This is a genomic window from Pseudomonas sp. UBA6753, from assembly GCF_002453565.1.
In the GTDB taxonomy this organism is placed as follows: Bacteria; Pseudomonadota; Gammaproteobacteria; order Pseudomonadales; family Pseudomonadaceae; genus Aquipseudomonas; species Aquipseudomonas putida_Z.
Window position 1 is genome coordinate 1 of sequence record NZ_DKHD01000043.1, and the last position, 22,689, is coordinate 22,689.

The following is a 22,689-nucleotide window of genomic DNA, read 5'->3' on the forward strand; positions in this document are numbered from 1 at the left end:
AAGATCAAGATCAAGATCAAGAGCAGAGCAGAGCAGAGCAGAGCAGAGCAGAGCAGAACAGTGCAGTTTCACCTCTTTATTTCGGTTGACTGTACTGGCTGGTGACTCCGCATAATGTCGCCTCGAACTGACCCGGAGGTGGCATGCACAAGACAGTCCTGGTGCTGGTGGAAACCGTCGATGATTACCTGCCCATGCTGGAGCAGGCCGGCTACCGTTTGATCCGTGCCCCTTCGCCGCAACTGCGGGCCGAGGCCATCCAGCGCCATGCCCATGAAATCGATGCCGTGCTCACCCGCGGCCCGCTGGGCCTGACTGCCAGCGAAATCGACACGCTGTCCAAACTGCAGATCATCTGCGTGATCGGTGCCGGCTACGAGCAGGTCGACCTGGCCGCCGCCGCTGCGCGCGGCATCACGGTTACCAACGGCGCCGGGGCCAATGCCGAGGCAGTCGCCGACCACACCCTCGCCCTGCTGCTGGCGCTGTTGCGCGACATTCCCCGTGCCGATGCCAGTACCCGCCGGGGCGAATGGAACCGGGTGATCAGCCCCTCGGTGAGTGGCAAGCGCCTGGGCATTCTCGGCCTTGGTGCGGTGGGCCTGGCCATCGCCAGGCGCGCCCATCTGGGCTTCGCCATGCCCGTCAGCTACCACAGCCGCACGCCGCGCCAGGATGTGCCGTACAACTGGTACGACAGCCCGCAGCACCTGGCCGATGCCGTCGACATCCTGGTTGTGGCCACCCCCGGCGGTGCCAATACTCGCCATCTGGTCGATGCGCAGGTGCTCGAGGCCCTGGGGGCCGAGGGCTACCTGGTGAACATCGCGCGTGCCAGCGTGGTCGACACCCAGGCCCTGGTCGCCGCGCTGCAGCATGGCCAACTGGCTGGTGCGGCACTGGATGTGTTCGACGACGAGCCGGCTGTACCCGATGCCCTCAAGGCCCTTGGCAACACCGTGCTCACCCCCCACGTGGCCGGCCAGTCGCCGGAGGCGGCGCGCGACACGGTGACCCTGGTGCTGCGCAACCTGCAGGCGTTCTTTGCCGGCGAAGCCGTGTTGACCCCGGTACGCCAGTAACCCTTTTCATACATCTGCCTGGCAGCGATCGGGCAACAAGGAGTGTGTGCATGCAACTTGAAATCTTCCAGGTCGATGCGTTTTCCGCCGAACCGTTCGGGGGCAACCCGGCGGCAGTGATCCCGCTGCAAAGCTGGCTGCCGGACGACGTGCTGCAGCGCATTGCCGAAGAGAACAACCTGTCCGAAACCGCCTACTTCGTGCGCAACGGCGAAACCTTCGACCTGCGCTGGTTCACCCCGACCGTGGAAGTCGACCTGTGCGGCCATGCCACCCTGGCCTCTGCCTATGTGCTGTTCGAACAGCTGGGCGAGCAGGTGCAGGTGCTGCGTTTCAACACCCGCAGTGGCGAGCTGCGGGTCAGCCGTAACGCCGACGGGCTGCTGGCCATGGACTTCCCGGCCAAGCAGCCGGTCGCCGTGGACATGCTGCCGGGCCTGTTGCAGGCGCTGGGCCTTGGCCAGGCACAGGCGCTGTACCGCAGTGACGACTATGTGGTGGTGATCGATGACGCCCTGTTGCTCGACACCCTGAAGCCGGATTTCGTTGCCCTGTCGGCTTTCGACGTGCGCGGTATCGCCGTTACCGCAGCAGGCCGTGGCTTTGATTTCGTCACCCGCTGGTTCGGCCCACGGGTCGGCGTGAACGAAGACCCGGTGACTGGCTCGGCGCACACCTCGCTGGCGCCGATATGGGCAGAGCGTCTGGGTAGGAACGTGCTGAGCTGCGAGCAGGGTGGGGTGCGCAAAGGGCAGTTGCAGTGCGAAGTGCCGGGTAACGGCCGGGTGATCATCAGCGGGCGGGCGGCGTTGTACCTGCGCGGTACGGTGTACATCTGACCTCGGGCAACTGTCTTGTGCTGCCTGTGCCGGCCTCATCGCCGGCAAGCCAGCTCCCACAGGTACTGCACTGGCCTGAGAGCGGCGCGGTCGGGGTGGGAGCCGGCTTGCCGGCGATGAGGCCGGTACAGGCATCTATACTTGCTGGCCCATCTTCCGCTGAAGGAGCCAGCCATGACCCTGGAAAAACACGGCACATGCCTGTGCGGCGCTACCAAGCTCAAGGTCACCGTCGACAGCACCCATATCAGCGCCTGCCACTGCAGCATGTGCCGCAAATGGACCGGCGGCCCATTGCTGGTGGTGCATTGCAGCAAGCCACCGGTGATCGAAGGGCGCGCGCCCAGCGTCTATGAGTCTTCCGATTGGGCCCAGCGCGGCTTCTGCGGCCAGTGCGGCACGCACCTGTACTACCGGCTCAAGGCCAATGACTTCCACGCCGTGCCGGTCGGCCTGCTCGACGGCGACCAGGAATGGCATTTCGACTTGCAAATCTTCGTCGAACAGAAACCCGCCTGGTATTGCTTCGCCAACCAGACCAAGGAACTGACTGGCCAGGAAGCCTTCGAGCAGCTCGGCTGATTCAGGCGGCGTGCTGTGATCGATGCGCCAGCACGAAACGCCACGCGAACTTGCCAAACCGGTGCATTCCTGAGAAAAGGGCGGCTTTGTTTCCAGCGTTGGAGTGTGCCTCGTGAGCCAAGAACTGCAGATCATCGACCTTGTGGAAGGGGATGGCAAAGCCGCCGTCAAAGGCGCCCTGATCACCACCCAGTACACCGGCTGGCTGGCCGACGGCAGCGAGTTCGATTCGTCCTGGTCGCGCGGCAAGCCGTTCCAGTGCGTGATCGGCACGGGTCGGGTAATCAAGGGGTGGGATCAAGGCCTGATGGGCATGCGCGTTGGCGGCAAGCGCAAGCTCCTGGTACCGGCCCACCTGGGCTATGGCGAACGCAGCGTGGGGGCGATTTCGCCGAATTCGGATTTGACCTTCGAGATCGAATTGCTGGAAGTGCTGACGCGTGATGATTGAGGAAAAGGACTACACGCGCTGTCGGCCAGTGTCTGATTGAGGCGTCTCCCAGGTACGGCTAACCTTGCAGACTCATTGAGTGAAGAGGGTAGCCTATCCATGAAATCGCATTTTTCCTCACGGGTGGTACGCGAAGCGAACGCGCTGCTGGTGGCATCAGGCGCGCGAATGGAAATCTCGTTACCACGCGAACTGGCGAGTGTGGTTACCAACTCCCGAAAAACCCGTTCGGAACTGAAGGCAGCATTCGCGGCTGCGTATTCCCGCCTGCGCAAAGGGTAAGAGCCATATGGCCGATGGCTGTTACAACCACATATACTCGGTGCTTGTGGAGAATGAGCAAGATACACTCGGTATCATTGCCTATTCGTTGTACAAGAGGCAGAAAATCGAGTTTATCCAGGCTTTCAAGATAAAGCATGACCGGGAGCCGAAGGATGAAGACTTGGCCCCTTTCCATGATGTCAGCAACAGCCCCTCGCAGATCGAGAGCTACCGCAATCAGGCCAGCCAACTCGCTCAAGGCTTTCTTGATGCCTCGATCGCGGCGCAAGCTGTGGAGCTTGAACAGTACTATTCCGATAAAGCGAGCAGCGAAGTCAGGCAAGCCAAACCAGGATTTTGGTCGGGTGTGGCACAAAGTCTCGTGGGCTCGGTTCTCTTCGTGTTCTTGCTGGGCTTTCTGGTGTTCTTTACCTGGAGTCTGAATCAAGGCCCGAAGCAGGTTATCGAGCAGGTATTTGATGTAACCATTCTCGATTCAGTCTCTATGGAAGAAGCAGCCGGGCCACCGTAACGGTAATCAGCGAGAACAACGAGTAACGAACGGACACATTTCAGCAACACCCATCCTCTAATCTAAGCCTTGCCTAGGGAACGGCATCCACCTCCAGGGAGGAACCAAACGGGTTCAGGGCACTCTCACCCTCACTCGTTGCCATGGACGGCATTCACTACAAGGATGCCCCGCGGTGCTGTTGGCGGGGTGATGTGGCGGGTCTACCCGATTCTTTCTGCCACATGGGCCTGTCTTGATGAAGTTGCCAACATTCTTCCGCCGTCGTCGTCACTGGTTGCTGAGCCTGACGCTTACAGCCATAGCCGTACCGCTGGCGCTGGAAGCTGTCGAAAGCCGGGCGCAACCGGTGGATGGCACCCAGACCCTTGTGTTCCTGCGCCACGCCGAGAAGCCGGGCGAGGGGCTGGGCCAGTTGAACTGCCAGGGCCTCAACCGTGCGCTGGACCTGGCTACCGTGCTGCCCGAGCGCTTTGGCAAGGCCGACTACGTGTTTGCTGCCAACCCCTCGCGGCATGTCGAGGAAGGCAGCAAGGACGAAAGCTACAGCTACATTCGCCCGCTGATGACCATCAGCCCCAGCGCCATTCGCCTGGGCCTGCCGGTAAACATCGACTATGGCGCCAACGACACCGACGCGCTGGCCGAAGAGCTGCTGCGCGACAAGTACCGTAACGCGACCGTGTACACCGCCTGGTCGCATGGCTACCTCCCTGACCTGATCAATACCGTGGCTGGCAAGGCCCTCGGTGAGGAGCGGGTAATCACCGAGGACTGGAGCGGCGACGACTTCGACACCCTCTACGTCCTGACCCTGACCTGGCACGACGGCAAGGCCAGCCTGCTCAGCCGCAACGTGCGTCAGGGCCTGAATGATGGTGCGCATAGCTGCCCGACCTGATCCGCTGTTGATGGTTTGCCTGTGCCGACCTCTTCGCGGGCTTGCTCGCTCCCACAGGTACAGCACAGCCCTTGAGAGCGGTGGGGGCCTGTGGTAGCGGGCAATCCCGCGAAGGGGCCGGCACAGGCAAATAGAGGGTTAGCGCCCGAACCGCACCGGCCAACCCACCACTTTCTTCGCCCGTGGCGTGGCATAGGTACGTACCTTGGAGGTACTCAAGCCCATGCGCACCAGCGATTCGGCTATGGTTACCGCCGCGCTCACACCATCCACCACCGGCACGCCGGTGCGCTGGCGGATCTGCTCGTCCAAACCGGCCATGCCGCCGCAACCCAGGCAGATCACCTCGGCCTTGTCGTCGCGCACGGCGCGTTCTGCCTGCTCGACAATCGCCTCCACCGCGCGCTGCGGGTCGGCTTCCAGCTCCAGTACCGCCAGCCCGCTGGCGCGTACCGATGCGCAGCGGTCATACAGGCCGGAAAGCTTCAGGCGGTCCTCGATCAGCGGCACGGTGCGGTCCAGGGTGGTCACCACCGAGTAGGCATGGCCCAGGTACATCGCCGTGCTGGCGGCGGCATCGGTGATGTCCACCACCGGCACGTTCAGCAGTTCCTGCAGGCCTTCGCGGCCATGTTCGCCGTAACCCGCCTGGATCACGGCGTCGTAAGGGCCTTCGTAGGCCAGCACCCGGTCCATCACCGCGATGGCGGCCAGGTAACTTTCGAAGTTGCCTTCCACCGACTCGGCACCGAACCATGGGGTGAGGCCGATGATTTCGGTGCCGGGTGCGGCCACCGTACGGGCCTGTTCGGCAATGGCTTCGGTGATGGCTTCGGTGGTGTTGACGTTGGCGATCAGAATGCGCATGGGTAGTCCTCCCTGGTCAATGGCTGCTGTGGTCAACGGCGATGCATTCGCCGCTGACGTCGTGGTATTGGCGTTTGCGTGGGGCGATCAGCAGGTACAGAGCGGCGGCGATGCCGGCACCGATGAGCCAGGAGAACGGCGCCACGCCATGGAAGTTGGGCACCAGGGCCAGGACGATGGCCAGCAGTGCGGCCGGCACGAAGGCGGCCACCGCGCGCAGGTTGATGCCCTTGGTGTAGTGGTAGGCGCCGGCCGGGTCTTCGCTGTAAAGCTGCGGCACGTTGATGCAGCCTTTGCGCAGCAACCAGTAGTCGGACATGATCACCCCGTACAGCGGGCCGAGCAGGGCACCCAGGCCGGACAGGAAATACACGATCACCAGCGGGCTGTTGTACAGGTTCCACGGCAGGATCAGCACTGCCAGGGTGGCGCTGATCAGCCCGGCGCGGCGGAAGTTCAGGTGACGCGGTGCCAGGTTGCTGAGGACGAAGGCCGGGGCGACGAAGTTGGCCATGATGTTCACCGCCACGGTGACGATCAGGAAGGCCAGGCAGCCCAGTACCAGGAACGCTGTGCTGGGGATGGCGGCGACGATCTGGGTAGGGCTGTCGATGATCTGGCCGTTGATCTGGAACTGCGCGCCGCAAAGCACCACGGTGATCACGGCGAATACCAGGATGTTCACCGGCAGGCCCCAGAAGTTGCCGACGCGGATGGTCTTGCGGCATGGCGAGGAGCGGGCGAAGTCACAGAAGTTCAGCACCAGGGTGCCGTAGATCGCCAGCCACAGCGCGCCGCCGGCAAAGATGTTGCGCCACATCTCGTAGCCGGTCAGCGGTTCGGCCACCGACCAGGCGATGCGGGCGTCGGCCTTGAAGTACATGAACACTGCCAGGGCGGCGACGGTCAGCAGGATCACCGGGCCGGCAAAGGCCTCGTAGCGGCGCACCATCTCCATGCCGTAGGCCAGGATCACCAGCTGCACCAGCCAGATCGACACGAAGCATGCCCAGCCCAGGCTCGACAGGCCGAGGATGCTGTCATGGTCATAGGCCGCCATGTGCGGCCATACGGCGGTGAGCAGCACGCGCAGCACCACCGAAGCCAGGTAGGTCTGGATGCCGAACCAGGCGATGGCGATGACCGCGCGGATCAGCGCCGGGATCTGCGCGCCGTGGATGCCGAAGGCGATGCGGCTGATGACCGGGAACGGCACGCCGGTCTTCTGCCCCATGTAGCCGGACAGGTTCATGAAGAAGTACACCAGCGCCGCGCCGATGGCCAGCGACAGGAGGATCTGCCAGCCACCCAGGCCGAGGGCGAACAAGCCCATGGCGAACGAGTAGTTGGCGATGTTGTGCACATCGTTGGTCCACAGCGCGAAGATGCTGTAGCCGCCCCAGCGGCGGCCTTCGATGCGCGTCGGGGCGAGGTCGCGGTTATGCAGGCGCGGGCTCAGGGCAAGTTCCGGCTGGCTGCCGGCGAGAGGGGAAGCGGGGTGGGTGCTGGCGACGGATAGTTCAGGGGCAAGGTCGAGGCTGGTACTCATTCCGGCGGGCTCCTGATGCACGTGGACTGCGATGAGCGGGCATGCGCACGGGCTCGCCATCTCGTCGGTGCAGCGTTGGCATCTCAGGGTTTGGGGCGCGGCGGCCGATGTTGGGTCGGCGCCGCGGGTTCTTGTGTATTTATGTTTTGCTTGGTTTGTATACAAAACACGAACACACAAAAGCGAGTTCCATGCCAAGGAATAAGCAACTTGCAGCTGGCCATCATTTCGAATCTATCTTGTTGAAATATAAGTTTATGAAATGAAGGGGATATAAGTTGACCAAATGAACAGGTTTAAATTTTCCGAGAATGATTTAGTTGATCATTTGGTCAGAATAAGTTGTGGGAAGTGTGTAACGTATTGGGGCGTGATCTTGGAAAGTGCACACAAAAACGACACTTAAGGTGACATTCTTGTGTACAAAAATTAGTCAGCTTTTTCTTGTGCTGGCCTTTTCGCGGGCGCGCCCGCTCCCACAGGGACCGCATAGCATCCTGGACTATGGAGATCCTGTGGGAGCGGGCGTGCCCGCGAAGAGGCCAGAACAGGAGGAAATCAATTCATCGGCGGCAACCGCCGCTTCACCGGGCTTTTCTTGATGATGGCGGTGTTGGTCTCGGCCAGCACATTGATGCGGTCGAGCAGGGTATCCAGCTGCTCCATCGAGCGCACATGCAGCCGAGCGATGAAGCAATCCTCGCCAGTAACCTTGTCGCATTCGGTGAACTCGGGAATGGCGACGATCTGCCGTTCCACCTCCTGCAGCTGCCCGGGTAGCGGGCGGATGCGCACGATAGCCTGCAGCTGGTAGCCAAAGGCGCGCGGGTCGACCTCTACGGTGTAACCGCGCAACACGCCGCGTTCCTCCAGGCGGCGCAGGCGTTCGCTGACGCTGGGCGCCGACAGTCCGCTGATTTGCGCCAGGGCCTTGAGCGAGCGGCGCGAGTCTTCCATGAGCGCGTTGATCAGCAGTTGGTCGATGGCATCGGTCATGGTCACCTCAAGCAGGTAGTTCGCGTGATTTGCCTTGATAGTAAAGGCAAACATGCCAATCTTCCTTCGTTATCCGCTGGAAGGCCGGCCAGCAACCTTTGCATACTGTTGCCGTCTTCAACAGGAGGTGTGAGATGGACAGTTCATTGCGTCGTGGCTCGCTGGAAATGGTCGCTGCCATGCTGATTTCCGGGACCATCGGTTGGTTCGTGCTGGTGTCCGGCCAGCCGGTGCTCGAGGTGGTGTTCTGGCGCTGCGTGTTCGGTGCCGTGACCTTGCTGGCGATCTGCGCGGGGTTCGGCTTCCTGCGGCCGGGCGTGATCAGCCGCACGGCGTTCCTGCTGGCGATTGCCAGCGGTGTGGCCATCGTTGGCAACTGGGTGCTGCTGTTCGCCTCCTACTCGCGGGCGTCGATTGCCATCGGCACGGCGGTGTACAACGTGCAGCCGTTCATGCTGGTGGGGCTGGCGGCGGTATTCCTGGGCGAGAAGATCACCCTGGCCAAGGTCACCTGGCTGAGCGTGGCGTTCCTCGGCATGCTGGCCATCGTCAGTGCCCATGGCGCGGGGCAGGGTGGCGGTGAGGACTATTTGCTGGGCATTGCGCTGGCGCTCGGGGCGGCCTTCCTGTATGCCATCGCGGCGTTGATCATCAAGCGCCTGAGTGGCACGCCACCGCACCTGATCGCGCTGATCCAGGTGGCCACGGGTGTGCTGTTGCTGGCGCCGTGGGTCAAGCTTGGCGGGTTGCCGGGTGAAGTGCCGGCGCTGGCCAGCCTGGTGACCTTGGGCATGGTGCACACCGGCTTGATGTATGTGTTGCTGTACAGTGCCATCCAGCGCTTGCCCACGGCGCTGACCGGGGCACTGTCGTTCATCTACCCGATTGCGGCGATTCTGGTGGACTGGGTGGCGTTCGGGCACCGACTGGCACCCTTGCAGTGGCTGGGGGTGGCGTTGATCCTACTGGCGGCGGCGGGGATGCAGCAGGGGTGGTGGTTCCGGCCAGCGCGGGTTGTGGCCGAGTAATGAGATGGTCTTGCGGGCCCTTTCGCGGGTAAACCCGCTCCCACAGGATCATTACAAGCCCGAACCGTGCGCAGCATCTGTGGGAGCGGGTTTACCCGCGAAAGGGCCCGCAAGGTAGAATGCCGCTTTTACCAGCTTGCGACCCATGATGACTTCGCCGATCCAGACTCTGGAGCAACACCTGCTCGCCGCCCTCGACCCTGCCCCGCAGGAAACCCGCCGCCTGTTCCACGGCCGCGGCCGCTGCTGGGCGGGCCTGGAGCAGGTCACCGTCGACTGGCTGCAAGGCGTGCTGTCGGTCGCCCTGTTCCGCGAGCCGGTGGAAGGCCAGCTGGCCGAACTGGAGGCCATGCTGCGTACTCTCGCCGAGCGCCCGCAGTGGACTGGTCAAGCCATCCTTCTCCAGCATCGCTACCTGCCCGACAGCCCGGGCCAGTGGCTGCTGGGCGAGCCGTGCCAGCAGCGCGAGGTGGTCGAGGATGGGCTGACCTACCTGCTGGACCTGGGCGTGCGGCAGAACAATGGCCTGTTCCTCGACATGCGCTATGGTCGGCGCTGGGTGCGCGAGCAGGCGGCGGGCAAGCGCGTGCTGAACTTGTTCGCCTACACCTGCGGTTTCTCGGTGGCGGCGATTGCCGGTGGCGCCGAGCAGGTGGTGAACCTGGACATGGCCAAGTCGGCGTTGTCCCGGGGCCGCGATAACCATCGCCTCAATGGCCACGATGCGTCGCGGGTGGCGTACCTGGGGCACGAGCTGTTCAAGTCCTGGGGCAAGGTGCGCAAGTACGGGCCTTATGACCTGATCATCATCGACCCGCCGACCTTCCAGCGCGGCAGCTTTGTGCTGACCCAGGATTACGCGAAGATCCTGCGGCGCTTGCCGGAGTTGTTGAGTGAGGGCGGGACGGTGCTGGCATGCGTGAACGACCCGGGCATCGGGCCAGAGTTTCTGATCGAGGGGATGGCGGAGCAGGCGCCGTCGCTGAAATTCGTCGAGCGGCTGGAGAACCCACCGGAGTTTCCTGACGTGGACCCGGCGGGGGGCTTGAAGGCCCTGGTATTCCGTCAGGTCTGATGTTGCCTGTACCGGCCCTATCGCCGGCAAGCCAGCTCCCACAGGTACTGCACAGTACTCAAGACCTGTGGAGTCCCTGTGGGAGCTGGCTTGCCGGCGATAGGGCCGGACCTGCCTGCATCAATTACTGATTGTTGGTGTAGATCTGGTCAAACACCCCACCATCATTGAAGTGGGTCTTCTGCACGGTACGCCAGTCACCAAAGGTCTTCTCCACCGACAGGAAGTCCACTTTCGGGAAGCGGTCGGTGTACTTGGCCAGTACCGTCGCATCACGCGGGCGCAGGTAGTTCTGTGCGGCGATTTCCTGGGCGGCTGGCGACCACAGGTACTTCAGGTATTCCTCGGCCGCGGCCTGGGTGCCTTTCTTCGCCACCACCTTGTCGACCACGCTGACCGGCGGCTCGGCTTCGGCCGACACGCTCGGGTAGACCACTTCGAACTGGTCGCGGCCGAACTCGCGGGCGATCATTTCGGCTTCGTTCTCGAAGGTCACCAGCACGTCGCCGATCTGGTTGGTCATGAAGGTGGTGGTGGCGGCGCGGCCACCGGTGTCCAATACCGGCGCCTGCTTGAACAGCTTGCCGACAAAGTCCTTGGCTTTGTTTTCATCACCGCCTTGCTTGAGCACATAGCCCCAGGCCGACAGGTAGGTGTAGCGGCCGTTACCCGAGGTCTTGGGGTTGGGCACGATCACCTGTACGCCATCCTTGAGCAGGTCGGGCCAGTCTTTCAGCGCCTTGGGGTTGCCCTTGCGCACGATGAACACAGTGGCCGAGGTGAACGGCGCGCTGTTGTTCGGCAGGCGGGTTACCCAGTTGTCCGGCACCAGCTTGCCGTTGTCGGCCAGGGCGTTGATGTCGGTGGCCATGTTCATGGTGATGACATCGGCCGGCAGGCCATCGATCACCGCTCGCGCCTGCTTGCTCGAGCCGCCGAAGGACATCTGCACGTTGACCTTCTCGTTGTGCTCGGCTTCCCAGTGCTTCTGGAAGGCCGGGTTGTAGTCCTTGTAGAAGTCGCGCATCACGTCGTAGGAAACGTTGAGCAGGGTGGGGGCGGCCTGGGCGAAATTGCCCAGGGCAAGGCCTGCGGCGAGCAGCGAGGCGGTGAAGAGTTTTTTCACGTTGCTTCCTTGTTATCGAGAAGGTGTTGGCAGTTTGCCTGCGACTATAGCGGGTGGGTTTGTAACGGTTAAAGAACTAAAACTACTTTGGTTATGCTGCCGCCTGTACTGGCCCTGTCGCCGGCAAGCCAGCTCCCACAGGTACTGCACAGGTCTTGGGCATTGTGCAGTCACTGTGGGAGCTGGCTTGCCAGCGATAGGGCCAGTAAAGGCGACATCATTGCTTGGGAAACAGCACATTCCCGCACCGCGAACAGAACGCCGCGCCATGCTCATGGCTCTTCTTGCTGCAGGTCGGGCAATCATGCTGCAGCTGCTCCCCGCGCATGGCATTGGCCAGCTCGGCGGTAAAGATCCCGGTCGGTACGGCGATGATCGAATAACCGGTGATCATCACCAGCGACGACAGCACCTGCCCCAGCGGGGTCTTCGGCACGATGTCGCCAAAGCCTACCGTGGTCAGGGTAACGATGGCCCAGTAGATGCCCTTGGGAATGCTGGTAAAGCCATGCTCAGGCCCTTCGATCACATACATCAAGGTGCCGAACACCGTCACCAGGGTCGATACCGTCACCAGGAACACGATGATCTTCTGCTTGCTGCCGCGCAGCGCCTCCATCAGGTAATGGGCCTGCTTGAGGTACGGGCTGAGCTTGAGCACACGGAAGATCCGCAGCATCCGTATCACGCGGATGATCAGCAGGTACTGGGCGTCGCTGTAGTACAGCGCGATGATCCCCGGCACGATCGCCAGCAGATCGACCAGGCCATAAAAGCTGAAGGCATAGCGCAGCGGCTTGGGCGAGCAGTACAGGCGGGTGAGGTACTCGGCCAGGAAGATCGCGGTAAAGCCCCACTCGATACCGGCCAGCAGGCCGGCGTAGCCCTGGTGCACTTCGTCGATGCTGTCGAGGATGACGGTAACCAGGCTGGCCAGGATGATCAGCAGGAGGATCTTGTCGAAGCGTCTTCCAGCCACGGTATCGGTCTGGAAGACGATGATGTAGAGCTGCTCGCGCAGGCTCGCAGGGTTGTTCATTGGCTCGTTCCACAAAAGTGATGGGCTGAGCCTAGGGGCTGCATTTCAGCTGTGCAAGCGGCTGGCGTCACGCTGCCTGGGCTGGGCCAGGTGGTTGCCCAGGTGCATCAGCCAGCAGGCGGCGACGAAGGGCGCGGTCAGGCCGGGCACCGGTAGCAGCTTGAACAGTGGTTGCAGCAGCAGGGCCAGGGCAATGGCCAGCAGTGTCACCCACGGCTTTTCACCTTGCCTGCTGAACGCCAGTGCCGCCAGCGCGGCGTTGAAACCGTACAGGCCCAGCCAGGCGGCTTGCGCCTGGTCGGCGAACAGTGCCACACCGCCGCCGATGGCCGAGCCGATCACTGCCCACATTGCGGCATAGGGGTTGGCGATGAACATGCCGATGATGATCAGCAGGCCGGCCAGGGGCTGATCGAGCAGGAAGATCTGGCCCACGCCACGCGCCAGCGCGTAAAGCGGGTCGGCTTCGACGAAGCCGCTGGGCGAGGGGGTGGCTATCAGCAACACGGCCCAGCCCAGCAGCACGAAGGGTGCGGTGTAGGCGATCAGCAGTTTGCCGCCGCGCTTGCGCCACTGGTGGGTGATGATGCTGGACAGGCCGCCAGCGGCGATGATCAGTGGCGGCAGGATGACCGACCAGGGCAGCACGGCACTGATCAGGATGCCGATCAGCACGCCGTTGTAGCAGTACAGCCCGGCCTGGCGGTCGGCACGGTCGTAGCTGCGTGCCTGGGCGGTGAGCAGGCCGGCCAGGGCGCCGAGCAGGGCGCCACCGACCAGGCCGGGGGCGGTCAGCAGGATGGCCAGCAGGCAGCACAGGCCGCACAGGGGGTTGCGCAGCAGCAGCACCTGGCTGAAGCCGTTGAGTAACGCCGTGGCCCAGTCGGGGCACGGGTTGACGAAATTTTTGGTGTACATCGGGGCAGTCAGTGAGGTTGATGGGGAGCGGTGGGCCTCTTTGGGCCTCGGGTTTTCCGCAGTTGTGTGCGACACCACCGACCCTCTGGGAGCGGGCGTGCCCGCGAATGCGTCAGCTCAGGCAACATCGTTGTCCCTGCTGGCCTCTTCGCGGGCACGCCCGCTCCCACAGGAGAGATGCGGTGCTTTAGATCAAGGTCTCGATCCGCAGCGTGTTAGTCGACCCTGGCTTGCCAAAAGGCACACCGGCAGTGATCAGCAGCGTGTCGCCACGGCTGGCCATGCCTTGTGCCTGGGCAATCTCCAGCGCAGTGGAAACAACCTCGTCCACCTGGCGCAGGCGGTCGTTGACCACCGAGTGCACGCCCCACGCTACGCTCAGGCGGCGCGCGGTGGTCAGGTTCGGGGTCAGGTTGAGGATCGGGGCCCGTGGCCGCTCGCGGGCCGCGCGCAGGGTCGAGGCACCCGACTCGCTGTAGTTGACCAGCACCGCCACCGGCAGGATGCCGCTGATACGGCGGATGGCGCAGCTGATGGCGTCCGACACGGTGGCCTCGGCCTTCGGCCGGCCAACGTCGAGCTGGGCCTGGTAGTCCGGGCCGTTCTCCACCTGGCGGATGATCTTGCTCATCATCTGTACGGCTTCCAGCGGGTACTCGCCCGAGGCAGTCTCGGCCGACAGCATCACCGCATCGGCACCTTCGGCCACGGCGTTGGCAACGTCGGTGACTTCGGCGCGGGTCGGCGCTGGCGAGAAGCGCATGGATTCGAGCATCTGCGTGGCCACCACCACCGGTTTGCCCAGTTGGCGGCAGGTGCCGATGATGCGTTTCTGGATCTGCGGCACGCTTTCGGCCGGCACTTCCACGCCCAGGTCGCCACGGGCCACCATGATCGCATCCGCAAGCTCCGCGATGGCTTGCAGCTGTTCGACTGCCGATGGCTTTTCGATCTTCGCCATCAGGTAGGCACGGTCACCGATCAGCTGGCGTGCTTCAGTGATGTCTTCGGGGCGCTGCACGAACGACAGGGCCACCCAGTCCACGCCCAGCTCAAGGCCGAAGGCCAGGTCGCGACGGTCTTTTTCGGTGAGCGGGGAGAGGTCGAGCACCGCTTGCGGCACGTTGACACCCTTGCGATCGGACAGCTCGCCACCGGCCAGCACTTCGGTGTCGATAGCGTCGCTGTGCTTGGCGGTGACGCGCAGGCGCAGCTTGCCGTCGTCCAGCAGCAGGTCCATGCCCGGCTCGAGGGCGGCGATGATCTCGGGGTGCGGCAGGTTGACCCGGCGGCTGTCGCCCGGGGTGTTGTCCAGGTCCAGGCGCAGGGCCTGGCCGCGTTGCAGCTGCACCTTGCCGTCGGCAAAGCGGCCGACGCGCAGCTTCGGCCCTTGCAGGTCCATGAGGATACCCAGCGGGTAGTTCAGTTGCTGCTCGACTTCGCGGATCCACTGGTAGCGCAGGGCGTGGTCGGCGTGCTCGCCGTGGCTGAAGTTGAGGCGGAAGATGTTCACCCCGGCTTCTACCAGTTGGCGGATGTCGTCGATGCCTTTGATCGCAGGGCCGAGGGTGGCGAGGATCTTTACTTTTTTATCAGGCGTCATGATTGGGCAGTCTCGAGGATCAGGATGGCGCGGAAGTCGTTGACGTTGGTGCGGGTCGGCTCGGTGACGATCAGCGCATCCAGTGCGGCGAAATAGCCGTAGCCGTTGTTGTTGTCCAGCTCGTCGCTGGCCGACAGGCCCAGGGCTTCGGCACGGGCGTAGCTGGCCGGGGTCATGAAGGCGCCGGCGTTTTCTTCCGAGCCATCGATACCGTCGGTGTCACCGGCCAGGGCGTACACGCCCGGCAGGCCTTTCAGGCTTTCGGTGAGGCTGAGCAGGAACTCGGCGTTGCGCCCGCCACGGCCATTACCGCGCACGGTCACGGTGGTTTCGCCGCCGGACAGGATCACGCAGGGTGCCTTCAGCGGCTGGCCGTGCTGGACGATCTGCCGGGCGATACCGGCGTGCACCTTGGCCACTTCGCGTGATTCGCCTTCCAGGTCGCCGAGGATCAGCGGGCTGAACCCGGCCTGGCGGGCTTTGACCGCGGCGGCTTCGAGCGACTGCTGGGGCTTGGCGATCAGCTGGAAGTGGCTGCGGGCCAGGGCCGGGTCATCGGCCTTGACGGTTTCCGAGGCTGGGTTGTTGAGCCAGTCGATAACGGCCTTGGGCGCTTCGATGTTGTAGCGCTTGAGGATGGCCAGGGCATCGGCCGAGGTGCTCGGGTCGGCCACGGTCGGGCCGGAGGCGATCACCGTGGCGAGGTCGCCCGGGACATCGGAAATGGCATAGGTGTACACCGTGGCCGGCCAGCAGGCCTTGGCCAGGCGGCCGCCCTTGATCGCCGAGAGGTGCTTGCGCACGCAGTTCATCTCGCCGATGGTGGCGCCGGATTTCAGCAGCGCCTTGTTGATCTGCTGCTTGTCGGCCAGGGTCAGGCCTTCGGCTGGCAGGGCCAGCAGCGCCGAGCCACCGCCGGACAGCAGGAAGATGACGCGGTCGTCTTCACTGAGGTTGCTGACCAGTTCCAGCACGCGTTTTGCCACGGCCAGGCCGGCGGCATCGGGGACCGGGTGAGCAGCTTCGACCACCTCGATCTTCTGGCAGTTGGCGCCGTGACCGTACCGTGTGACAACAAGCCCGGAGACTTCGCCCTGCCAGCTTTTCTCGACCACTTCGGCCATGGCGGCTGCTGCCTTGCCGGCACCGATGACGATGACCCGGCCGCTGCGGTCGGCGGGCAGGTAGGGTTCGAGGACTTGACGGGGGTGGGCGGCGGCGATGGCTGTGTCGAACAGCTCGCGGAGAAGTTTTTGCGGATCGACCGACATGGCAGGCTCCCAATTATTGTTGTTCTGCAGAATCAAAAACGCCCCTGGAACTGCCTCCGTGCAGGCCGAACCAGGGGCGGGTGTTGCTCGGTGCCACCTTTGAACCTGTGGTCGCAGGTACAAAGGTGTTGAATTCATCGCCGGCAAGCCAGCTCCCACAGGTACAGCACAGGATTGAGGGATTGTGCGGTCCCTGTGGGAGCTGGCTTGCCGGCGATTGGGCTGCGCAGCAGCCCCCGAATTCGAATTACTTGTCGTCGCGGATCGAGAAGTTGGCCATGTGCTCCAGGCCTTTGATCAGCGCCGAGTGGTCCCAGTTGCCGCCGCCCAGGGCCTGGCAGGTGTTGAACACTTGCTGGGCATTGGAGGTGTTGGGCAGGTTGATGCCCAGTTCCTTGGCACCCTGCAGGGCCAGGTTCAGGTCCTTCTGGTGCAGGTTGATGCGGAAGCCTGGGTCGAAGGTGCCCTTGATCATGCGCTCGGCGTGCACTTCGAGGATCTTCGACGAGGCGAAGCCGCCCATCAGTGCTTCACGTACCTTGGCCGGGTCAGCGCCGTTCTTGGCGGCGAACAGCAGGGCTTCGGCAACGGCCTGGATGTTCAGGGCAACGATGATCTGGTTGGCCACCTTGGCGGTCTGGCCGTCGCCATTGCCACCGACGCGGGTGATGTTCTTGCCCATGGCTTCGAACAGCGGCAGGGTGCGCTCGAAGGCTTTCGGGCAGCCACCGACCATGATGCTCAGGGTCGCGGCCTTGGCACCGACTTCGCCACCGGACACCGGGGCGTCCAGGTAGGCAGCGCCGGTGGCCTTGATCTTCTCGGCGAAGGCTTTGGTAGCGGTAGGGGAGATCGAGCTCATGTCGATCACGACCTTGTTTGGGCCCACGCCTTCGGCCACGCCGTTGTCACCGAACAGGACGCTCTCGACCTGCGGGGTGTCGGGGACCATGACGATGATGAACTCGGCTTCCTGGGCAACTTCCTTCGGGTTGGCCAGGGCCACGGCACCGGCGGCGATCAGGTCGGCCGGGGCAGCGTCGTGGTGAGTGGAAACGAAGATGCTGTGACCTGCTTTCTGCAGGTTCTGAGCCATGGGCTTGCCCATGATGCCGGTGCCGATGAAACCGATTTTAGCCATGAGAATGTGCCTCTTTGTATTTGTGATGTCTCAAGCAGACCGCAATCCCTGTGGGAGCGGGCATGCCCGCGAAACAGGCGACTCGGTGGATGGCACCGGCTATGCCGGTGTTCGCGGGCATGCCCGCTCCCACAGGGTTTCGTGTTTCACAGGGGGCTAGCGTTCAGCCGTTCAGATTGCGTTATGGGTCTTCAGCCAGCCCAGGCCCGCTTCGGTGGTGGTCAGCGGCTTGTACTCCGCGCCCACCCAGCCCTGGTAGCCGATGCGCTCCAGGTGCTCGAACAGGAAGCGGTAGTTGATCTCGCCGGTGCCTGGCTCGTTGCGGCCGGGGTTGTCGGCCAGCTGGATGTGGTTGATCAGTTTCAGGTTGGCTTCCATGGTACGAGCCAGGTCACCTTCCATGATCTGCATGTGGTAGATGTCGTACTGCAGGAACAGGTTGTCGCTGCCAACCTCGGCCTGGATTTCCAGGGCCTGCTTGGTGGTGTTCAGGTAGAAGCCGGGGATGTCGCGGGTGTTGATCATTTCCATGACCAGGCGGATCCCGGCGGCTTTCAGCTTGTCGGCGGCGTAGCGCAGGTTTTCCACGAAGGTCTTGCGCACGGTGGCGCAGTCCGGGCCTTGTGGGCGAATGCCGGCCAGGGCGTTGACCTGGGTGTTGCCCAGCACCTTGGCGTATTCGATGGCCTTGTCGACACCGGCGCGGAATTCCTCGACGCGGTCAGGGTGGCAGGTGATACCGCGCTCACCCTTGGCCCAATCGCCCGCCGGCAGGTTGAACAGCACCTGGGTCAGGCCGTTGGCGTCCAGCTGTTGCTTGATCTCGGCAGCGCTGAAATCGTACGGGAAGAGGTATTCGACGCCGCTGAAACCAGCATCGGCGGCAGCCTTGAAGCGGGCCAGGAAGTCCTGTTCGGTGAACAGCATGGACAGGTTGGCAGCGAAGCGAGGCATGTTGTGTCTCCTTGCGATGAAGGCCCCCGGCGCCCTCAGGTAGGGGCCGGCACGGGGGCGTCAGGCGATCAGTCCAGCAGCGAGATGGCGGTTGGCGCGTCGTTGCCGACCAGGGCCAGGTCTTCGAACTCGTTGACCGCGTTGATCTCGGTGCCCATGGAAATGTTGGTCACACGTTCGAGAATCACTTCGACCACCACCGGTACGCGGAACTCTTCGGCCATCTTCTGTGCCTTGAGCAGGGCAGGGGCGATCTCGGCCGGCTCGAATACACGGATGGCCTTGCAGCCCAGGCCTTCGACCACGGCGACATGGTCGACACCGTAGGTGGCGGCGTCGGTCGAGTTGATGTTCTCGAACGCCAGTTGTACACAGTAATCCATGTCGAAGCCACGTTGCGCCTGACGGATCAGGCCCAGGTAGGCGTTGTTCACCAGTACGTGCACGTACGGCAGGTTGAACTGTGCGCCCACCGCCAGCTCTTCGATCATGAACTGGAAGTCGTAGTCACCCGACAGTGCGACCACCTTGCGCTTCGGATCGGCCTTGACCACACCGAGGGCGGCAGGGATGGTCCAGCCCAGCGGGCCGGCCTGGCCGCAGTTGATCCAGTGGCGTGGCTTGTACACGTGCAGGAACTGCGCGCCGGCGATCTGCGACAGACCGATGGTGCTGACGTAGCAGGTGTCCTTGCCAAATACCTGGTTCATTTCTTCGTAGACGCGCTGCGGCTTGACCGGCACGTTGTCGAAGTGGGTCTTGCGCTGCAGGGTGGCCTTGCGCTCCTGGCAGTCTTCCAGCCAGGCCTTGCGGCACTTCAGCTTGCCAGCGGCTTTCCACTCGCGGGCCACTTCGAGGAACACGTCCAGTGCCTTGCCGGCGTCGGAAACGATACCCAGGTCCGGGGTGAACACGCGGCCGATCTGGGTCGGCTCGATGTCCACGTGCACGAACTTGCGGCCTTCGGTGTAGACGTCGACGGAACCGGTGTGGCGGTTGGCCCAGCGGTTACCGATACCGAACACCAGGTCGGATTTCAGCAGGGTGGCGTTGCCGTAGCGGTGCGAAGTCTGCAGGCCGACCATGCCGACCATCTGTGCGTGGTCGTCCGGGATGGTGCCCCAGCCCATCAGGGTCGGGATTACCGGTACACCGGTCAGTTCGGCGAACTCGACCAGCTTGTCGCTGGCGTCGGCGTTGATGATGCCGCCACCGGCTACCAGCAGCGGGCGCTCGGCGTCATTGAGCAGGGCCAGGGCTTTTTCGGCCTGTACGCGGGTGGCGGACGGCTTGTGCACTGGCAGCGGTTCGTAGGCGTCGATGTCGAATTCGATTTCGGCCATCTGCACGTCGAACGGCAGGTCGATCAATACCGGGCCTGGGCGGCCGGTGCGCATTTCATAGAAGGCCTTCTGGAAGGCGTAAGGCACCTGGCCTGGCTCCAGGACGGTGGTGGCCCACTTGGTGACCGGCTTGACGATGTTGGTGATGTCGACAGCCTGGAAATCTTCCTTGTGCAGGCGGGCACGTGGGGCCTGGCCGGTGATGCAGAGGATCGGGATGGAGTCGGCGGAGGCACTGTACAGGCCGGTGACCATGTCGGTGCCGGCTGGGCCGGAGGTGCCGATGCACACGCCGATGTTGCCCGGGTTGGCACGGGTGTAACCCTCGGCCATGTGCGAGGCGCCTTCGACGTGACGAGCGAGGACGTGATCGATGCCACCGACTTTCTTCAGGGCCGAGTACAACGGGTTGATGGCAGCCCCCGGGATGCCGAACGCGGTATCTACACCTTCACGGCGCATGACCAGAACGGCTGCATCGATTGCTCTCATTTTGCTCATGGTTTGTGCCTCATCGATTTTGTAATTGTATACAACTTGCTTTGTGCCAGAGTGTATTCACGGCTGGCCGCTTAGGTCAACGGGTTTTCGTCGGCGGACGTCGCTTTCGTTCGAGCGCCCGTGAAAACGGAGGTTTGCGCCATCGCATACGATCGTTTCAAAATATTGTATACAAAAATATCTTTCGTTGTGTTCTATTTGTTCTATCGGTTTTCAACTGCCCTCAGGGCTTCTCACAACAAGAAGAGGACCTTTCCATGAACGCTTTGAACCTGAAAGTCGCGGTCAGCCTGGTGAATGCCGCGCTGGCGGCGGGCCGCAAGATCAATGCCGCGCCACTGACCGTGGCGGTGCTGGATGCCGGCGGCCACTTGCTGGCGCTGCAACGCGAGGATGGCGCCAGCCTGATCCGGCCGGAGGTGGCCACCGGCAAGGCCTGGGGTGCGATTGCCCTGGGCAAGGGCTCGCGCCTGCTGGCGCTGGACGCGCAGCAGCGGCCGGCATTTTTTGCCGCGCTGAACGGGTTGGGCGAGCGGCCGGTGGTGCCGGCGCCGGGTGGCGTGCTGGTGCGTGATCAGGACGGCAAGGTGCTGGGTGCGGTAGGGATCAGCGGGGATACGTCGGATATCGACGAGCAGTGCGCGATCAGTGCGATCGAGGAGGTGGGGTTGAAGGCGGATGCGGGTGTAGCAGCCTAATTCTCTATCGCCTGTTCCGGCCCCATCGCCGGCAAGCCAGCTCCCACAGGTACACCACAGTTTTCAAGGTCTGTGGCGGGCCCTGTGGGAGCTGGCTTGCCGGCGATGGGCTGCAAGGCAGCCCCACTGGCCCTGTCAGGCTAGCTCAGGCTCACAGCCCTTGAGCACCATGCGGATGATGGTCTCCGCCGCCGCATCATAATCGCTGTCGGCCAGCTTGGCCTTGCCGGTCACCGCAGAGATCTGCCAGTCGAAATCGGCATAGGTCTGGGTCGCTGCCCAGATGCTGAACATCAGGTGATGCGCATCCACATGGGCGATCTGCCCGCGGTCGATCCAGCGCTGGATGCACTCGATGTTATGCCGCGCCTGCTCGTTCAGCTGCGCTACCTGGTTCGGCGACAGGTGCGGGGCACCGTGCATGATCTCGCTGGCGAACACCTTGGACGCATGCGGCAGGTCGCGGGAAATGCGGATCTTCGAGCGGATGTACGCACTCAGCACTTCCTTCGGGTCACCGTCGGCATTGAACGGGGTCGACGCCTGCATGATCGGCGCGATGATGCTTTCCAGGACCTCGCGGTAGAGGTTGTCCTTGGATTTGAAGTAGTAATACACGTTCGGCTTGGGCAGGCCGGCCTTGGCCGCGATATCGCTGGTCTTGGTGGCGGCGAAGCCCTTGTCGGCGAATTCCTCGCTGGCCGCGCGCAGGATCAGTTCCTTGTTGCGCTCGCGAATGGTGCTCATGGTCAGGGATCTTCCTCGTGTCTGGCCACCTCTAAGAGGGATCGGGCATGGTAGCACCGGGCTCGACGGGCGCTCAAGGCAGCGGCTTTGGGCTAGAATCCTGGGCACTCACTCTTCTGGATACAGGCAAACATGGCAGGAAGCAGTCTACTGGTACTGATCGACGACATCGCCACGGTGCTTGATGACGTCTCGGTGATGACCAAGGTGGCGGCGAAAAAGACCGCAGGCGTGCTGGGCGATGACCTGGCGCTGAATGCCCAGCAGGTCACCGGGGTGCGTGCCGAGCGCGAGATCCCGGTGGTGTGGGCTGTGGCCAAGGGCTCGATGGTGAACAAGGCCATCCTGGTGCCGGCGGCGCTGCTGATCAGTGCGTTCATCCCCTGGGCGGTGACGCCGTTGCTGATGCTGGGCGGCGCCTACCTGTGCTTCGAGGGTTTCGAGAAGCTGGCGCACAAGTTCCTGCACAGCAAGGCCGAGACTGACGCCGAGCATGAAGCGCTCAAGGAGGCGGTGGCCGATGCCAATGTCGACCTGGTGGCGTTCGAGAAAGCCAAGATCAAGGGCGCGGTACGTACCGACTTCATCCTTTCGGCGGAAATCATCGCCATCACCCTGGGCATCGTTGCCGACTCGCCGTTGACCCAGCAGATCGTCGTGCTGTCGGGTATCGCGGTGGTCATGACCATCGGCGTGTACGGGCTGGTGGGCGGTATCGTCAAGCTCGATGACCTGGGGCTGTGGATGACCCGCAAGGCATCAAGCCTGGCCAGGGCGGTGGGTAACGGCATTCTGCGTGCCGCGCCATACATGATGAAGAGCCTGTCGGTGATCGGCACGGCGGCCATGTTCCTGGTCGGTGGCGGGATCCTGGTGCATGGCATCGGGCCGCTGCATCACGCCATCGAGGCGTTCAGTGAAGGGCGTGGCGGGGCGTTGACCGTGGCGCTGCTGAACGGCGGTGTCGGGGTTGTGGCCGGTGCCGTGGTGCTGGCGGTGGTGGGCATTGCGGGGAAACTGTGGCGGGCGGTTCGGCCGGCCACCTGAGTTGCATGGCCGGGGCGTTGCCCCGGTTCGCGGGCAAGCCCGCTCCCACAGTGTGGGAGCAACTGTCTTGAGTTGCCTGGCAGGGCCTCATCGCCGGCAAGCCAGCTCCCACAGGTACTGCACAGGCCTGAAGGC

General features: G+C 63.2%; 23 protein-coding genes. 11 read left to right on the plus strand and 12 right to left on the minus strand.

The features are described from left to right. The first annotated feature begins 143 nt into the window (after nucleotides 1-143). The 7 genes from B2790_RS16760 to B2790_RS16790 all read left to right on the plus strand — a co-directional run bounded on the left by B2790_RS16760 (nucleotide 144) and on the right by B2790_RS16790 (nucleotide 4,651). Nucleotides 144-1,082 carry a 2-hydroxyacid dehydrogenase gene (locus B2790_RS16760; protein ID WP_286919271.1) on the plus strand — a complete coding sequence of 313 codons (939 nt, stop codon included), beginning with the start codon at nucleotides 144-146 and terminating at the stop codon, nucleotides 1,080-1,082. Nucleotides 1,083-1,132: 50 nt separating this feature from the next. Beyond that, a complete protein-coding gene (locus B2790_RS16765; RefSeq protein ID WP_286919272.1) occupies nucleotides 1,133-1,921 on the plus strand; it encodes a PhzF family phenazine biosynthesis protein in 789 nt (262 codons plus the stop codon). A 174-nt stretch (nucleotides 1,922-2,095) separates the two neighbouring features. Then, nucleotides 2,096-2,503, plus strand: coding sequence for a GFA family protein (locus B2790_RS16770; RefSeq protein WP_286919273.1), 408 nt, complete (start codon nucleotides 2,096-2,098; stop codon nucleotides 2,501-2,503). 112 nt (nucleotides 2,504-2,615) lie between these two features. Then, a complete protein-coding gene (locus B2790_RS16775) occupies nucleotides 2,616-2,954 on the plus strand; it encodes an FKBP-type peptidyl-prolyl cis-trans isomerase (RefSeq protein ID WP_286919274.1) in 339 nt (112 codons plus the stop codon). A gap of 99 nt (nucleotides 2,955-3,053) precedes the next feature. Further along, nucleotides 3,054-3,236, plus strand: coding sequence for a hypothetical protein (locus B2790_RS16780; RefSeq protein WP_137164507.1), 183 nt, complete (start codon nucleotides 3,054-3,056; stop codon nucleotides 3,234-3,236). Nucleotides 3,237-3,243: 7 nt separating this feature from the next. After that, the gene (locus tag B2790_RS16785; RefSeq protein WP_075045898.1) at nucleotides 3,244-3,750 is read left to right on the plus strand and encodes a hypothetical protein; all 507 of its coding nucleotides are present in this window, start codon (nucleotides 3,244-3,246) and stop codon (nucleotides 3,748-3,750) included. Nucleotides 3,751-3,988: 238 nt separating this feature from the next. Next, the gene (locus B2790_RS16790) at nucleotides 3,989-4,651 is read left to right on the plus strand and encodes a histidine phosphatase family protein (protein ID WP_075045897.1); all 663 of its coding nucleotides are present in this window, start codon (nucleotides 3,989-3,991) and stop codon (nucleotides 4,649-4,651) included. 138 nt (nucleotides 4,652-4,789) lie between these two features. On the opposite strand, the gene B2790_RS16795 is transcribed toward B2790_RS16790, so the two are convergent. The 3 genes from B2790_RS16795 to B2790_RS16805 all read right to left on the minus strand — a co-directional run bounded on the left by B2790_RS16795 (nucleotide 4,790) and on the right by B2790_RS16805 (nucleotide 8,063). Beyond that, nucleotides 4,790-5,518: an aspartate/glutamate racemase family protein gene (locus B2790_RS16795; protein WP_075045896.1), complete on the minus strand. Its 729-nt coding sequence runs from the start codon at nucleotides 5,516-5,518 to the stop codon at nucleotides 4,790-4,792. A 16-nt stretch (nucleotides 5,519-5,534) separates the two neighbouring features. Next, the gene (locus B2790_RS16800; RefSeq protein ID WP_085588971.1) at nucleotides 5,535-7,067 is read right to left on the minus strand and encodes an NCS1 family nucleobase:cation symporter-1; all 1,533 of its coding nucleotides are present in this window, start codon (nucleotides 7,065-7,067) and stop codon (nucleotides 5,535-5,537) included. A gap of 558 nt (nucleotides 7,068-7,625) precedes the next feature. Continuing rightward, a complete protein-coding gene (locus B2790_RS16805; protein ID WP_137164838.1) occupies nucleotides 7,626-8,063 on the minus strand; it encodes an Lrp/AsnC family transcriptional regulator in 438 nt (145 codons plus the stop codon). A 134-nt stretch (nucleotides 8,064-8,197) separates the two neighbouring features. Here B2790_RS16805 and B2790_RS16810 point away from each other — a divergent pair, with 134 nt between their 5' ends. Further along, nucleotides 8,198-9,091, plus strand: a complete 894-nt coding sequence (locus B2790_RS16810) for a DMT family transporter (RefSeq protein ID WP_039614450.1) — start codon at nucleotides 8,198-8,200, stop codon at nucleotides 9,089-9,091. A gap of 148 nt (nucleotides 9,092-9,239) precedes the next feature. Next, nucleotides 9,240-10,166: a class I SAM-dependent methyltransferase gene (locus tag B2790_RS16815; RefSeq protein ID WP_137164837.1), complete on the plus strand. Its 927-nt coding sequence runs from the start codon at nucleotides 9,240-9,242 to the stop codon at nucleotides 10,164-10,166. Between the two features lie 124 nt (nucleotides 10,167-10,290). Here B2790_RS16815 and B2790_RS16820 read toward each other — a convergent pair whose 3' ends face one another. From B2790_RS16820 to gcl, 8 genes are all read right to left on the minus strand, one after another. Then, nucleotides 10,291-11,292, minus strand: coding sequence for a sulfate ABC transporter substrate-binding protein (locus B2790_RS16820; protein ID WP_015271174.1), 1,002 nt, complete (start codon nucleotides 11,290-11,292; stop codon nucleotides 10,291-10,293). A 217-nt stretch (nucleotides 11,293-11,509) separates the two neighbouring features. Beyond that, nucleotides 11,510-12,331: an ion transporter gene (locus B2790_RS16825; protein WP_013973544.1), complete on the minus strand. Its 822-nt coding sequence runs from the start codon at nucleotides 12,329-12,331 to the stop codon at nucleotides 11,510-11,512. Between the two features lie 45 nt (nucleotides 12,332-12,376). After that, nucleotides 12,377-13,249: an urea transporter gene (locus B2790_RS16830; RefSeq protein ID WP_286919275.1), complete on the minus strand. Its 873-nt coding sequence runs from the start codon at nucleotides 13,247-13,249 to the stop codon at nucleotides 12,377-12,379. A gap of 187 nt (nucleotides 13,250-13,436) precedes the next feature. Then, entirely contained in the window at nucleotides 13,437-14,852 is a 1,416-nt protein-coding gene (gene pyk / locus B2790_RS16835) for a pyruvate kinase (protein WP_025340039.1), read from the minus strand. Continuing rightward, nucleotides 14,849-16,123 (minus strand): glycerate kinase type-2 family protein, encoded by a 1,275-nt coding sequence (locus tag B2790_RS16840; RefSeq protein WP_025340038.1) that lies wholly within the window; start codon nucleotides 16,121-16,123, stop codon nucleotides 14,849-14,851. The genes pyk and B2790_RS16840 overlap by 4 nt, the downstream gene beginning before the upstream one ends. A 247-nt stretch (nucleotides 16,124-16,370) precedes the next feature. Further along, complete coding sequence (locus B2790_RS16845; protein ID WP_025340037.1) at nucleotides 16,371-17,264, minus strand: 2-hydroxy-3-oxopropionate reductase; 894 nt, start codon at nucleotides 17,262-17,264, stop codon at nucleotides 16,371-16,373. A gap of 171 nt (nucleotides 17,265-17,435) precedes the next feature. Next, nucleotides 17,436-18,218, minus strand: a complete 783-nt coding sequence (hyi, locus tag B2790_RS16850) for a hydroxypyruvate isomerase (protein WP_286919276.1) — start codon at nucleotides 18,216-18,218, stop codon at nucleotides 17,436-17,438. Between the two features lie 68 nt (nucleotides 18,219-18,286). Further along, nucleotides 18,287-20,062 (minus strand): glyoxylate carboligase, encoded by a 1,776-nt coding sequence (gene gcl / locus B2790_RS16855; RefSeq protein WP_015271168.1) that lies wholly within the window; start codon nucleotides 20,060-20,062, stop codon nucleotides 18,287-18,289. Nucleotides 20,063-20,319: 257 nt separating this feature from the next. Here gcl and B2790_RS16860 point away from each other — a divergent pair, with 257 nt between their 5' ends. Continuing rightward, nucleotides 20,320-20,760, plus strand: a complete 441-nt coding sequence (locus tag B2790_RS16860; protein WP_013973539.1) for a GlcG/HbpS family heme-binding protein — start codon at nucleotides 20,320-20,322, stop codon at nucleotides 20,758-20,760. Between the two features lie 135 nt (nucleotides 20,761-20,895). Here the strand turns inward: B2790_RS16860 and B2790_RS16865 are convergent, their stop codons facing one another. Continuing rightward, nucleotides 20,896-21,507: a TetR/AcrR family transcriptional regulator gene (locus B2790_RS16865; protein ID WP_015271167.1), complete on the minus strand. Its 612-nt coding sequence runs from the start codon at nucleotides 21,505-21,507 to the stop codon at nucleotides 20,896-20,898. 132 nt (nucleotides 21,508-21,639) lie between these two features. Between B2790_RS16865 and B2790_RS16870 the strand changes: the two genes are divergently transcribed. After that, the gene (locus B2790_RS16870) at nucleotides 21,640-22,554 is read left to right on the plus strand and encodes a DUF808 domain-containing protein (protein WP_286919277.1); all 915 of its coding nucleotides are present in this window, start codon (nucleotides 21,640-21,642) and stop codon (nucleotides 22,552-22,554) included. The last annotated feature ends 135 nt before the right edge of the window (nucleotides 22,555-22,689 follow it).